This is a genomic window from Micromonospora zingiberis (genome assembly GCF_004331455.1).
Taxonomy (GTDB): domain Bacteria; phylum Actinomycetota; class Actinomycetes; order Mycobacteriales; family Micromonosporaceae; genus Micromonospora; species Micromonospora zingiberis.
Genome location: NZ_SJJR01000010.1, coordinates 214672 through 227375 on the forward strand (window position 1 = coordinate 214672; position 12704 = coordinate 227375).

At 73.0% G+C, this 12704-nt stretch carries 10 protein-coding genes; 4 read left to right on the forward strand and 6 right to left on the reverse strand.

The window, feature by feature from the left end; translation table 11 throughout:
• Positions 1-76 precede the first annotated feature (76 nt).
• Both E0H26_RS16965 and E0H26_RS16970 read left to right on the forward strand, forming a co-directional pair.
• The gene (locus E0H26_RS16965; protein ID WP_131304609.1) at positions 77-1258 is read left to right on the forward strand and encodes an acetoin utilization protein AcuC; all 1182 of its coding nucleotides are present in this window, start codon (positions 77-79) and stop codon (positions 1256-1258) included.
• 24 nt (positions 1259-1282) lie between these two features.
• Positions 1283-3838 carry a bifunctional acetate--CoA ligase family protein/GNAT family N-acetyltransferase gene (locus tag E0H26_RS16970; RefSeq protein WP_131304610.1) on the forward strand — a complete coding sequence of 852 codons (2556 nt, stop codon included), beginning with the start codon at positions 1283-1285 and terminating at the stop codon, positions 3836-3838.
• 9 nt (positions 3839-3847) lie between these two features.
• Here E0H26_RS16970 and E0H26_RS16975 read toward each other — a convergent pair whose 3' ends face one another.
• Together E0H26_RS16975 and sigB are read right to left on the reverse strand one after the other, a co-directional pair.
• Positions 3848-4255, reverse strand: a complete 408-nt coding sequence (locus E0H26_RS16975; RefSeq protein WP_131304611.1) for a VOC family protein — start codon at positions 4253-4255, stop codon at positions 3848-3850.
• 191 nt (positions 4256-4446) lie between these two features.
• Positions 4447-5457, reverse strand: coding sequence for an RNA polymerase sigma factor SigB (gene sigB / locus E0H26_RS16980; protein ID WP_131304612.1), 1011 nt, complete (start codon positions 5455-5457; stop codon positions 4447-4449).
• Positions 5458-5607: 150 nt separating this feature from the next.
• On the opposite strand from sigB, the gene E0H26_RS16985 reads away from it, so the two are divergent.
• Positions 5608-6396 (forward strand): sporulation protein, encoded by a 789-nt coding sequence (locus E0H26_RS16985; protein ID WP_131304613.1) that lies wholly within the window; start codon positions 5608-5610, stop codon positions 6394-6396.
• Positions 6397-6452: 56 nt separating this feature from the next.
• Here E0H26_RS16985 and dtd read toward each other — a convergent pair whose 3' ends face one another.
• Both dtd and E0H26_RS16995 read right to left on the reverse strand, forming a co-directional pair.
• Positions 6453-6875 (reverse strand): D-aminoacyl-tRNA deacylase, encoded by a 423-nt coding sequence (gene dtd, locus E0H26_RS16990; protein ID WP_131304614.1) that lies wholly within the window; start codon positions 6873-6875, stop codon positions 6453-6455.
• 70 nt (positions 6876-6945) lie between these two features.
• A complete protein-coding gene (locus E0H26_RS16995) occupies positions 6946-8430 on the reverse strand; it encodes a DUF7782 domain-containing protein (protein WP_206025180.1) in 1485 nt (494 codons plus the stop codon).
• Positions 8431-8609: 179 nt separating this feature from the next.
• Here E0H26_RS16995 and E0H26_RS17000 point away from each other — a divergent pair, with 179 nt between their 5' ends.
• On the forward strand, positions 8610-9830 hold the full coding sequence (locus tag E0H26_RS17000; RefSeq protein WP_131304615.1) for a S8 family peptidase: 1221 nt from the start codon (positions 8610-8612) through the stop codon (positions 9828-9830).
• Positions 9831-9876: 46 nt separating this feature from the next.
• On the opposite strand, the gene E0H26_RS17005 is transcribed toward E0H26_RS17000, so the two are convergent.
• Positions 9877-10950, reverse strand: coding sequence for an ABC transporter ATP-binding protein (locus tag E0H26_RS17005; RefSeq protein ID WP_131304616.1), 1074 nt, complete (start codon positions 10948-10950; stop codon positions 9877-9879).
• 156 nt (positions 10951-11106) lie between these two features.
• The gene (locus E0H26_RS17010) at positions 11107-12642 is read right to left on the reverse strand and encodes an ABC transporter permease (protein WP_131304617.1); all 1536 of its coding nucleotides are present in this window, start codon (positions 12640-12642) and stop codon (positions 11107-11109) included.
• Between the last annotated feature and the right edge of the window lie 62 nt (positions 12643-12704).

Here is a 12704-nt window from a genome sequence, read left to right on the forward strand (position 1 = left end):
GTCGCCCCCGTCCGCCCGGCACCTGCCGCTCGACGCCTGACCGGCCGCTCGGCTTCCCGCGTGCGACCATGGGCAGATGTCCGATGACACGGTGGTGGTGTGGGACGAGTCGCTGCTCGCCTACGACCTCGGTGACCACCCGCTCGACCCGGTACGGGTGGAGCTGACCATCGCGCTCGCCCGGGAACTCGGCGTGCTGCGGCGCCCCGGGGTGCGGCTGGTCCGGCCCACGCCGGCCGACGACGCGCTGCTGACCCGGGTGCACGACCCACGTTATCTGGACGCCGTGCGGATCGCCCCGCGCGAACCGCTCTTCGCCGGCTTCGGCCTGGGCACCTCCGACAACCCGGTCTTCGACGGGATGCACGAGTCCAGCGCCCTGATCGCCGGTGCGAGCGTCGCCGCCGCCGAGGCGGTGTGGCGGGGGACGGCCCGGCGCGCGGTCAACGTGGCCGGCGGCCTGCACCACGCCATGCCGGCCCGCGCCGCCGGCTTCTGCGTCTACAACGACCCGGCGGTGGCCATCGCCCGGCTGCTGGACCTGGGCGCGGAGCGGATCGCGTACGTGGACGTGGACGTGCACCACGGCGACGGGGTGCAGCAGATCTTCTGGGACGACCCGCGGGTGCTGACGGTCAGCCTGCACGAGACCCCGCTCGCCCTGTTTCCCGGCACCGGCTTTCCGGACGAGACCGGTGGCCCCGACGCCGAGGGGACTGCGGTCAACATCCCGCTGCCACCCGGGGTCTCCGACGCCGGCTGGCAGCGGGCCTTCCACGCGGTCGTCCCGTCGGTGCTGCGCGCGTTCCGCCCGCAGGTGCTGTTCACCCAGTGCGGCGCGGACGCGCACCGCCGGGATCCCCTCGCCGACCTGCACCTCTCCGTGGACGGGCAGCGGGCCACCTACCTGGCCCTGCGGGCCCTCGCCGACGAACTCTGCGACGGCCGCTGGGTGGCCACCGGTGGCGGCGGGTACGCCCTGGTCGACGTGGTGCCCCGGGCCTGGACGCATCTGCTGGCGGTGGCCACCGGGGCGCCGCTGGAGCCGGCCACGTTGACGCCGCTGGCCTGGCGCGAGTTGGCCGCCGCCCGGCGTCCCGGCCTCGACGTGCCGTTGCGGATGACCGACGACGTCGACCCGGGTTACGAGCCGTGGCAGCCGACGGGCGAGCCGAATCCGGTGGACCGGGCGATCGCCGCGACCCGCAAGGCGGTCTTCCCGCTGCTCGGCCTCGATCCGTACGATCCGCGCGACTGAGCCGGCCGGGGAGGGCCGCCCGAGGTGACCAGAGCCGAACAAGCCGTCGACGTGCTGCTCAGCGACGGCAGCACCGTCCAGTTGCGACCGATCCATCCCTCGGACGCCCCGGCGGTCGTCGCCATGCACTCCCGCTTCTCCGAGCGCACCCGCTACCTGCGCTACTTCTCCCCGTACCCGCGCATCCCGGAGCGGGACCTACAGCGTTTCGTCAACGTCGACCACGTCGGCCGCGAGGCGTTCGTGGTGCTGGCCGGCGAGCGGATCGTCGCGGTCGGGCGGTACGAGCGGCTCGGCCCGGCCGCGCCAGACGCCGAGGTCGCCTTCGTGGTCGAGGATGCCTACCAGGGGCGGGGCATCGGCTCGGTGCTGCTTGAGCACCTTGCCGATGCCGCCCGGCGGGCCGGCATCGTCAACTTCGTCGCCGAGGTGCTGCCGGCCAACGGCGCCATGTTGCGGGTCTTCGCCGACTTCGGGTACCAGCTGCAACGCCAGTTCGCCGACGGCGTGGTGCACCTGACCTTCCCGATCGCCCCCACCGAGGCGACCCTGGAGGTGCAGCGCGGCCGGGAACACCGGACCGAGGCCCGGTCCATCGCTCGGCTGCTCGCGCCGCGCGGTGTCGCCGTCTACGGCGCCAGCGCCAGCGGCCAGGGGGTCGGTGCGGCCGTGCTCGGGCACCTGCGCGACGGCGGTTTCACCGGGGCGGTGGTGCCGGTGCATCCCACCGCGACCCGGGTCGCCGGGCTGCCCGCGTACCCGTCGGCGGTCGAGGCGGGACTGCCCGTCGACGTGGCGGTGGTGGCGGTGCCACCGGAGGCCGCGTCCGAGGTGGTCGCCGACGCGGCCGCGGCCGGGGTGCACGGCCTGGTCGTCATCTCCGCCGGCTTCGCCGAGTCCGGTGTCGAGGGTGCCGCCGCGCAACGGGTTCTGGTCCGCGCGGCCCACGCCGCGGGCATGCGGGTGATCGGCCCGAACTGCCTGGGGGTGGCGAACACCGACCCGACCGTACGCCTCAACGCCACCCTCGCCCCGCGTCTGCCGGTGCCGGGCCGGGTCGGCATCTTCAGCCAGTCCGGCGCGTTCGGGGTGGCGCTGCTGGCCGAGGCGGATCGGCGCGGCCTGGGCCTGTCCAGCTTCGTGTCGGCGGGCAACCGGGCCGACGTCTCCGGCAACGACCTGTTGCAGTACTGGCAGGACGACCCGGCCACCGACGTGATCATGTTGTATCTGGAGACGTTCGGCAACCCGCGCAAGTTCGCCCGGCTGGCCCGGCGCATCGGCCGGGACAAGCCGGTGGTGGCGCTGGCCTCCCCGGCGCGTCCACCCGGGCTGGGCGACTCCGTCGGTCCCGACGAGGCGGCGGTGAGCGCCCTGTTCGCACAGTCCGGGGTGATCCGGGTGGACACCGTCGCCGAGTTGCTCGACGTCGGGGTGCTGCTGGCCAACCAGCCACTGCCCGCCGGCAACCGGGTCGGCATCGTCGGCAACTCCTCGGCGCTGACCGGGTTGGCGGCGACCGCCTGCGCGGCCGGCGGGCTGACCGTCGCGGTGGGCTATCCCCGTGACGTCGGACCGCAGGCCAGCGCGGTCGAGTTCGCCGAGGCGCTCGCCACCGCCGCCGAAGACGCGAGCGTCGACGCGTTGGTGGCGCTTTTCGCGCCACCACTGCCCGGCCAGTTCACCGGTACCGAGGCGGACTTCGCCGCCGCCCTGCCCGTGGCGCTGACCGCCGACAAGCCGGTGGTGGCGACCTTCCTGGTCGGCCGGGCACCGGCCGGAATGCCCTCGTATCCGAGCGTGGAGGAGGCGGTTCGGGCGCTCGCCCGGGTCACCGCGTACGCCGACTGGCTGCGCCGGCCATCCGGGGTGCTGCCGGAGCTGTCCGATGTCGACCCGGGTGCGGCGCAGGCGGCGTTGCGGGGCGACCCGGTCGACACCGGGGCACTGCTCGCCGCGTACGGCATCGACGTGGTCGAGTCGGTGCCGGTCGGCTCGGCCGAGGAGGCGGTCGCGGCGGCGACGCGGCTCGGTTTCCCGGTGGCGTTGAAGGTCGCTGCCGGCGGGTTGCGGCACCGGCTCGACCTCGGTGCCGTCCGGCTCGACCTGGCGGATGCCACCGCCGTACGCCGGACGTACGCGGAACTTGCGGCGGCGTTCGGCGGGGACGTGCTGGTGCAGCCGATGGTCCCGCCCGGGGTGGCCTGCGTGGTCGAGTTGGTGGAGGATCCGGCGTTCGGTCCGGTCGTCGGGTTCGGGCTCGGCGGGGTGGCGACCGAGCTGCTCGGCGACCGGGCCTGGCGGGCCGTGCCGTTGACCGACCGGGATGCCGCCGAGTTGGTGGCGGCGCCGCGCGCCGCACCGCTGCTGCACGGGCATCGTGGCGCCGATCCGGTGGACCGGGCGGCGCTGGCCGACCTGCTGCTGCGGGTCGGGCGGCTGGCCGACGAGCAGCCCCGGGTCCGTACGCTGACACTGAACCCGGTGCTGGCCCGTGCGGACGGCCTTTCGGTGCTGCATGCCAACGTCCGGGTCGGCTCCGCCGCCGCCCGCCCCGACACCGGCCCTCGGCGGCTGTGACCAGCCGGGTCAGCCCCGGCTGGAGATCTGCTGCACCGCCCAGGCGTTGCCGTCCGGGTCTGCGAAGTAGACGAAGCCGACGTTGTCCAGCGGGTCCGGTACCGGGCGGGGGTTCTTGCCCATCACCTGGATCTCGCTGACTTCGACGCCTCGTTCGAGCAGTTCGGCCCGGGCCTTGTTCAGGTCCGGCACGACGAGCTGGAGCCCCTTCAACGATCCGGGCGGCATCTGCGGGCCGCCCGCGTTGCCGATGACGATCGAGCAACCCGAGCCGGGTGGGGTCAACTGCACTATCCGCGCGTCGTCGTTGATCTTGGTGTCGTGGTCGACGGTGAAGCCGACCTGATCGGCGTAGAACGCCTTGGCCCGGTCCACGTCCGAGACCGGTACCACCACCACTTCCAGCGTCCAGTTCACGATTTGTCCTCCTGAAGTCGTCGCCCACTTTCGACGTGCGCCGGGGTGCACCGCGCCGGTGACCCCGCGCGCGGATCGTCGGCACCGCCAGCCGCGCGCACCGTATCAGCGCAGCGGCGGCCCCGCCCGGTAGATGGGCGAAACGCCGTCGGCCCCGGCGAAACCGCCGGGGCCGACATGTGTGGTCCAGATCAGCAGGCGTACGCCTCCAGCCGCTGGGCCCGCTCCGGTGCCCGCAGCTTGAGCAGCGTCACCTTCTCGATCTGCCGGATTCGCTCGCGGGACAGGCCGAACTCCCGGCCGACCTCGTCGAGGGTGCGCTGCCGGCCGTCGTCGAGCCCGAACCGCAGGCGGATCACCGCCTGCTCACGCTGGGACAGGGTGGCCAGCACGATGCTCACCTCGTTGCGCAGCTCGCCCTGGGCGGCGGCGTCGTTCACGCCGGCGGACGGGTCGACGGCGGCGACGAAATCACCGAGGGCGCTCTCACCGTCCTCGCCGACGGCCTGGTCCAGGCTGACCGGCTCCCGGTCGTACGAGATCAGCTCGATCACCTGAAGCTCGGGCACGTCGAGCGCGCGGGCGACCTCGGCGACGGTGGGCTCGCGGCCCAGCGACACGGCCAGCTCGCGGCGGGCCCGGACCATCCGGTTGACCTGCTCGACCATGTGTACCGGGATGCGGATGGTGCGGGCCTGGTCGGCCATGGCGCGGGTGATGGCTTGGCGGATCCACCAGGTGGCGTAGGTGGAGAACTTGTAGCCCTTGGTGTAGTCGAATTTTTCGACGGCGCGGATGAGGCCGAGGTTGCCTTCCTGGATCAGGTCGAGGAAGGCCATGCCACGGCCGGTGTACCGCTTGGCGATGCTCACCACCAGTCGGAGGTTGGCCTCCAGCAGGTGGTTCTTGGCCGCCCGGCCTTCCCGCGCGACCAGCTCCAGGTCGGCTCGCAACTCGACGGAGACCGGCGTGCAGGTGGTCAGCTTCTCCTCGGCGAACAGTCCGGCCTCGATCCGCTTTGCGAGGTCGACCTCCTGGGCGGCGGTGAGCAGCTTCGTCCGACCGATGCCGTTGAGGTAGGCCCGAACCAGGTCGGTGGAGACGCCCCGCTCGTCGGTCGCGTCCAGGTCGGTGAGGGTGTCCATGCCGGGCTCGGCGTCGATGCCGGCGCGCATCTGGTGCTCCATCATCTGAAGGGCCATCTCCGTCTCCCCGTTCCACGTCCGTGCCGTGTTGCCCGGCCAAGTTCTGCCGGTGACACACAGCTTGGCGGTCGGGGCGTAAAACGGGAGTGAGGCGATCGAGAACCTGACAGCTGGCGACGCCGATTCGGTCAAGCGACGGAGGCAACCGTGGTCTTCAAACGGCTCATGCAGGCGATGGGGGTCGGCGGCCCGTCGGTGGAGACGGTGCTGGCGAACCCGAACTGCCGGCCCGGCGGCGAACTGGCCGGCACCATCGCGGTCACCGGAGGAGACCATCAGGTCGACGTCTCGTACGTGGCCCTGGGGCTGCTGACCCGCGTCGAGGTGGAGAGCGGCGACCACGAGTACTCGACCAACCAGGAGTTCCACCGGCAGCACGTCACCGGGGCCTTCCGGCTCGAAGCCGGGCAGCGGTACGACATCCCGTTCCGATTCGACGTGCCCTGGGAAACCCCGGTCACCGAGTTGTACGGGCGGCACCTCACCGGGATGACCATGGGTCTGCGTACCGAGTTGGAGGTGGCCCGGGCCGTCGACTCCAGTGACCTGGACGCGGTGGCGGTGCACCCGTTGCCGGCCCAGGAACGCCTGCTGGAGGCGCTGCTGCGGCTGGGCTTCCGGTTCGCCCGGGCCGACCTGGAACGGGGACACCTCTACGGCGTCCAGCAGAAGCTGCCGTTCTACCAGGAGATCGAGTTCCATCCGGCCCGGCAGTACGCCGGCGCGATGAACCAACTGGAGGTCACCTTCATCGCCGACTCGCGGCAACTGCAGGTGGTGCTCGAACTGGACAAGCGCGGCGGGCTGTTCACCGAGGGTCGGGACGCCTTCGGCCGCTTCACGGTGGACTACGCGACCCTCGACCAGACCGACTGGGCCGCCCAACTCGACGGCTGGCTGCGCCAGTCCCTGCAACGCCGCGGCCTCTTCGGCTAGCCCTCGCCGTCCGCTGCCCCCGCCCCGCCGACGTCCGCGGGGCGGGCCGGGGAGCGTCAGAGGTCGAGCAGGATGGTGCGAGGTCCCACGTTGACGCTCTCCACCAGCATGTGGGCGCGGAATCGGCCGGTGGAAACCGTCGCGCCGCGCTGACGCAGCGCCTCGACCATCGCCTCGACCAGCGGTTCGGCCACCTCGGCCGGGGCCGCCGCGGTCCAGGTGGGGCGGCGGCCCTTGCGGGCGTCGCCGTACAGGGTGAACTGGCTGACCACCAGGATCGGCGCGGCGTTGTCGGCGGCGGACCGTTCGTCATCGAGGATCCGCAGCTCGTGCACCTTGCGGGCCATGGTCCGGGCGGTCTCGGCGGTGTCGGTGTGGGTCACCCCGAGCAGCACCAGCAGGCCGTCGGTGATCGCACCGACCACCTCGCCGTCGACCGTGACGCTGGCCCGTCCGACGGTCTGCACCACCGCGCGCATCAGCGCGTCACCGCCGGCCGGGTCGGCTCCCCGGACGTCCGCACCGGCCGGATCGCCGCCGTCGATCGCATCACGCCTCCACCGGCTCGACGAAGCCCCGCTCGACCAGGTGCGCCACGATCGGGCCGGCGGCCTCGGCCAACTCGTCGACGGTGACGTCGTGCGCGACGGCGAGCAGCGCGAGTTGGTCGCGCAGCGGCAGCCGCCCGTCGGCCCCGCCGACCAGGGCCAGCACCAGCGGGTCGATCTCCTCGGTCCAGCGCAGCCCGTTCGGCATGGTGAGGACCTGGCGATCCACCCCCCAGCCGTCGGCGCCCATGGTGGCTTCCTGGTGCAGCCGGAGCCCGTCGGCGGCGCGGAAGCGGGCGTCCAGCAGCCCGTCGGCGTCCCGCCCGCGCAGCCAGTCCTGCCGGTCGAACCAGGTGGCGATCCGGTCACCCATCGGTGCCTGTACCCGCTGGCGCAGGTCCTCCACCCGCAGCGCCGGGTCGTCGTGGCCGGCCCGGCGCAGCGAGACGATGCCGAAGCCGATCGCCTCCACCTTGTGCGCGTCGAACCAGTCCAGCCAGTCGGCCATCCGCTGCGGGTCGGCGGCCTCGCCGACGTCGGTCAGCCACAGGTTGACGTACGCCATCGGGTCGGCGACCTCGCGCTGGACGACCCAGGCATCCAGCCCGGTACCGGCGAACCAGCCGGCCACCCGCTCGCCCCAGTCCTCGCCGGTCACGTGCACCCAGTTGGCCAGGTACTGCATGGTGCCGCCCTCGGTGAGCAGCGCCGGCGCGGCGGCGGCCAACTCGGCACCGATGGCGTCGCCGACCCGGCCGGAATCGCGGTACACGTGTGTGGTGGTGCCCGGCCCGACCACGAAGGGCGGGTTGCTCACCACCAGGTCGAAGCGGCGGCCCGCCACCGGCGCCACCATGTCGCCGCGCAGCAGTTCCCAGTCCTGACCGTTGAGGGCGGCGGTGGTGGCCGCGAAGCGCAGTGCCCGCCGCGACACGTCGGTGGCGGTGACCCGCCGCGCGTGGGTGCCCAGGTGCAACGCCTGTACGCCTGATCCGGTGCCCAGGTCGAGCGCGGTGTCCACGGGCCGGCGAACGGCGGCGCCGATCATGGTCTGGGTGGCTCCGCCGATGCCCAGCACGTGTTCGGCGTGCAGCGGTCGGCCGGGTCGGGCGCTGGCCGGCACGTCCGCCAACACCCACCAGTCGTCGCCGTACGGCTCCAGGTCCAGGCCCATCCGCAGCCCGTCGCCGTGCCGCTCGACCAGCCCCGCCTCCAGCGCCTCGGCGATCGGCAGTGGGGCCAGCGCCGCCGCCACGGCGGCTTCCGGCTCGGTCTGTTCGCAGATGAACACGCGGATCAGGGTGGCCAGCGGGTCCCGGTCCTCGGTGGCGCGCAGCGCGGCCCGGAAGTCGTTGCGGGCCACCCCGCTGGTGGCCGTCGAGCCGAGCCGCGTGGCGATGCCGTTGGCGGTGAAGCCGGCGCTGGTCAACGCCGTTCGTAGCGCGTCGACGCCGGCGGGGGAGAGCAGCATGTCGTGTCCGTCCACGCTGTCATCCTGCCTGGTCGCGGCGGCGCCGGTTGGTACCACCCGTGACATCAGAAATCAATCGAAGCACATCTCTGTTATATCCATCGATCTAACGCTAGCATCTCCTGCAACTCAATCCACGGGCGTACCGTCCGGCCAGAAGCCCGGTCGGCCGCCCAGGTAAGGGAGGCAAGACGATGTCCTCAGGGTCCCCCGCCCGGCGCCGCCTCATCCGGGCGTTCGCCGTCGTCGCCACCGCGGCGGCCGTCTCCGCGGCCAGCACCACCGCAGCGGTCGCCGCACCCACCGGCGAGATCCGCGGTGCCGGCGCGTCGACCGCGATCAGCGGAAGCTACCTCGTCGTACTTCGTACCGACGCGGTCGGCGCCGCCGGCTCGTCGGCCGCCCGCGCCGCAGTTCCGGACCGGGCCAGCGCTCTGGTCAAGCGGTACGGAGGCAACGTCTCCGACGTCTACAGCGCCGCGCTGACCGGCTTCTCGGCCAAGATGACCGCGGCTCAGGCGGCCCGCCTCGCCGCCAACCCCGCCGTGGCCTACGTGGAGCAGGACAAGGCGGTCTCGATCGACGCCACCCAGACCAACCCGACCTGGGGCCTCGACCGCATCGACCAGCGGAACCGGCCGCTGAGCGGCACCTTCACCTACCCGAACACCGCCTCCAACGTGCGGGCGTACATCATCGACACCGGCATCCGGACCACCCACAACGACTTCGGCGGTCGGGCCACCTGGGGCACCAACACGGTCGACTCCAACAACACCGACTGCAACGGCCACGGCACCCACGTCGCCGGCACCGTCGGCGGCGCGACCTACGGCGTGGCCAAGGCCGTCCGGCTGGTCGCGGTGAAGGTGCTCAACTGCTCCGGCGGCGGCACCACCACCAGCGTGGTCAACGGCGTGAACTGGGTGACCGCCAACGCGGTGAAGCCGGCCGTGGCGAACATGAGCCTCGGTGGCGGCGCCAGCAGCGCCATCGACAACGCGGTGGCCAACTCGATCGCCTCCGGCGTCAGCTACGCCGTGGCGGCGGGCAACTCGAACGCCAACGCCTGCAACTACTCCCCGGCCCGCACCTCGACCGCGATCACCGTCGGCTCGACCACCAGCACCGACGCCCGGTCGTCCTTCTCGAACATCGGCAGCTGCGTGCACATCTTCGCGCCCGGATCGAGCGTGCTGTCCGCGTACCACACCAGCAACACCGCCACCAGCACGCTGAGTGGCACCTCGATGGCCTCGCCGCACGTGGCCGGCGCCGCCGCGCTCGTCCTGTCGGCCAACCCGTCCTGGTCGCCGGCGCAGGTCAAGACCTACCTGATCAACAACGCCACCACCGGCGTGGTCACCAGCCCGGGTACGGGCTCGCCGAACCGCCTGCTGTTCGTGGTCAACTGACCGTGACCTGAACCGGCCCGGCGGATCACCGATCCGCCGGGCCGATTCACGCCGTCAGGTCGACCAGGGGCGAGGTCGCCAGGTCGGGACCGGCCTGCGCGGGGAACGCCCGCGCGGCACCGTCGAGCTGCACCGTCACCTCACCACCCAGCGGCACCGCGGCACCACCGTCGAGGATCCGGGCGGTGATCCGGGTGCCGTCGGCCAGCCGGAGCCCGACCAGCGCGTCATGGCCGTGGAAGTCGTGCCGCAGGACGGTCGCGGTGACCGCATCCGGGCCGGCCGCGAAACGCACCTGCTCCGGGCGGACCAGCACGGTCACCGGGCCGTCGGCCACCACACCGGTCACCGGCACCACGCCGAGCGCGGTCCGCGCGGCCCCCTGCTCGACCACCGCCGGCAGCAGCACCGCATCGCCGACGAACCCGGCCACCCACGCGTCGGCCGGCTCCCGATAGACCGTGGTCGGGGCGGCGGCCTGGACCACCCGACCGTCCCGCAGCACCACCACCTTGTCGGCCACCGACAGCGCCTCGCCCTGGTCGTGGGTGACCAGTACGCCGGTCGCGCCGTCGGCGCGCAACGCCTCGCGTACGTCGTGACGCAGCCCCGCCCGCAGACCCGCGTCGAGGGCACTGAACGGCTCGTCCAACAGCACCACCGACGGCCGGGGTGCCAGCGCACGGGCCACCGCGACCCGCTGCTGCTGCCCGCCGGAGAGCTGGTGCGGCATCCGGCCGCCGTAACCGGCGAGCCCGACCAGCGCCAGCACCTCCTCGACCCGGTCCGACCGCCGGGCAGCGCGGTCCAGGCCGTAGCCGACGTTGTCGGCCACACTCAGATGCGGGAAGAGCGCACCCTCCTGGGGTACCACCGCGATGTTGCGCCGATGCGCCGGCAGATGCCGTCCACCGCCCGCCACCCGGGTGCCGTCGATGTGGATCTCGCCGGCGTCCAGCCGCTCGAAGCCGGCCAGGCAGCGCAGCAGCGTGGTCTTGCCACACCCGGACGGACCGAGCACGGCGGTCAGCTGGCCGGACGGCACACTGACGTCCACCCCGGCCAGCGCGGTGACCCGCCCGTAGTGCTTGACCACCCCACCGAGCACAACGTCGCTCATGCCGTCCCTCCGCTGCGCTCCCGGACGGCATGAGGCACCAACGCGCTGAGTTGATGATTCGCTCGCCGACGCTCGCTCATGCCGTCCCTCCGCTGCGCTGCGGGACGGCATGAGGCACCAGGGCGCTGAACCGATGATTCGCTCGCTGACGCTCGCTCATGCCGTCTTCTCCTTGTCGAGCAACCCGCTGCGGGCGACCAGCAGCCAGGTGGGCAGTGCCGAGATCGCCACCAGCAGGGCGGCGTAGGGTGCCGCGGCAGCGTAGGCGCCCACGGCCGTACTGGTCCACAGCTCGGTGGCCAGGGTGTTCATCCCGGTGGGACGCAGTAGCAGGGTAGCGGGCAGTTCCTTCATGCTCGCCAGGAAGACCAGCGCGGCCCCCGCACCGATACCGGGCAGCACCAGCGGCAGGGTCACCGTGCGCAGCACCGTCCACGGACCACGACCGAGCGACCGGGCCACCTCCTCCAGCCGGGCCGGGGACTGGGCGGCCGCGCCGAGGACCGCGCCGACCGCCAGCGGCAGGAAATGCGTGGCGTACGCCAGGGCCAGCAGCCACCGCGTCTGGTAGAGCGGGTAGGCGACGTTGATGCCGAAGAAGATCAGCGACAGCCCGACCACCACGCCGGGCAGGGCGTGGGAGAGGTACGCCAGCCGGTCCAGCAGGGTGGCCAGCGGACCCGGTGCGCGGGCGGCGAGCAGGCCGAGGGGCAGCGCCAGCAGCATGGTCAGCGCCGCGCCGGCCAGCGAGACGGTCAACGAGTTGCCGGCCGCGGCGAGCACCTCGGGCAGCGCCCCGGGGCGGGACACCCCGGCCACCAGCCGTCGCGCCAGGCTGACCGCCGGCACGCCGAGCGCGAGGCCGGCGACGCCGAGCAGCCCCGCCACCACCGGCCAGCGGGCCGCCCCGAGCGACAGCCGCAGTGCGGGGCGCCGGGCACCGCCGAGCTGGGCGTACCGGGCGCCGCGTCGGCGGGTGGCGGTCTCGCCGGTCAGCAGCAGCAGGGTCAGCACCACCAGCACACTGGAGAGCACCAGTGCGCCGGTGCGGTCGAAGCCCAGGTCGAAGGCGATGAAGATGGCCCGGGTGAAGGTGTCGGCGCGCAGGATCGACACCGCGCCGAAGTCGGCGAGCACGTAGAGGGCGACCAGCAACGCCCCGGCGGCGGTGGCCGGCCGGATCTGCCGCAGGGTCACCGCCGTGAAGGTCTGCCAGCCGCTGCGGCCCAGCGACCGGGAGACCTCCTCCTGCGCCGGGTCCGCGCCGCGCAGCGCGGCGGCGACCGGCAGCAGCACGTACGGGTAGGAGCAGAGGGTGAGTACCAGCGCCGCCGGCCAGAAGCCCTCCAGCCGGGGCATCGCGGAGACCCAGGAGAACGCGGCGATATAGGTCGGTACGGCCAGCGGCAGCGACGCCAGGACCGCGAACATCCGGCGGGCGGGCAGGTCGGTGCGGGTGACCAGGAAGGCGGTGCCGACGCCGAGCAGCACGCAACCGGCGGTGACCACCGCGGCCAGGCCGAGACTGCGCAGCGCGAGCAGACCCACCCGGTCGGTCCACAGCTCCGCGGCGATCCGGTCCCAGCCCGCTTCGGCGGTGCGTACCGCGAGGTAGACCAGCGGGATCAGGGCGACGGCCACCGCGGCGGTCGAGGCCGCGAGCAGCGCCGGCCGGGGCGCCAACCGCCGCACCTGTGCGGGTACGCCGGACAGGGCCGACCCGGTGCGGGTCGGCCCTGTGATGGTCGGCGGAG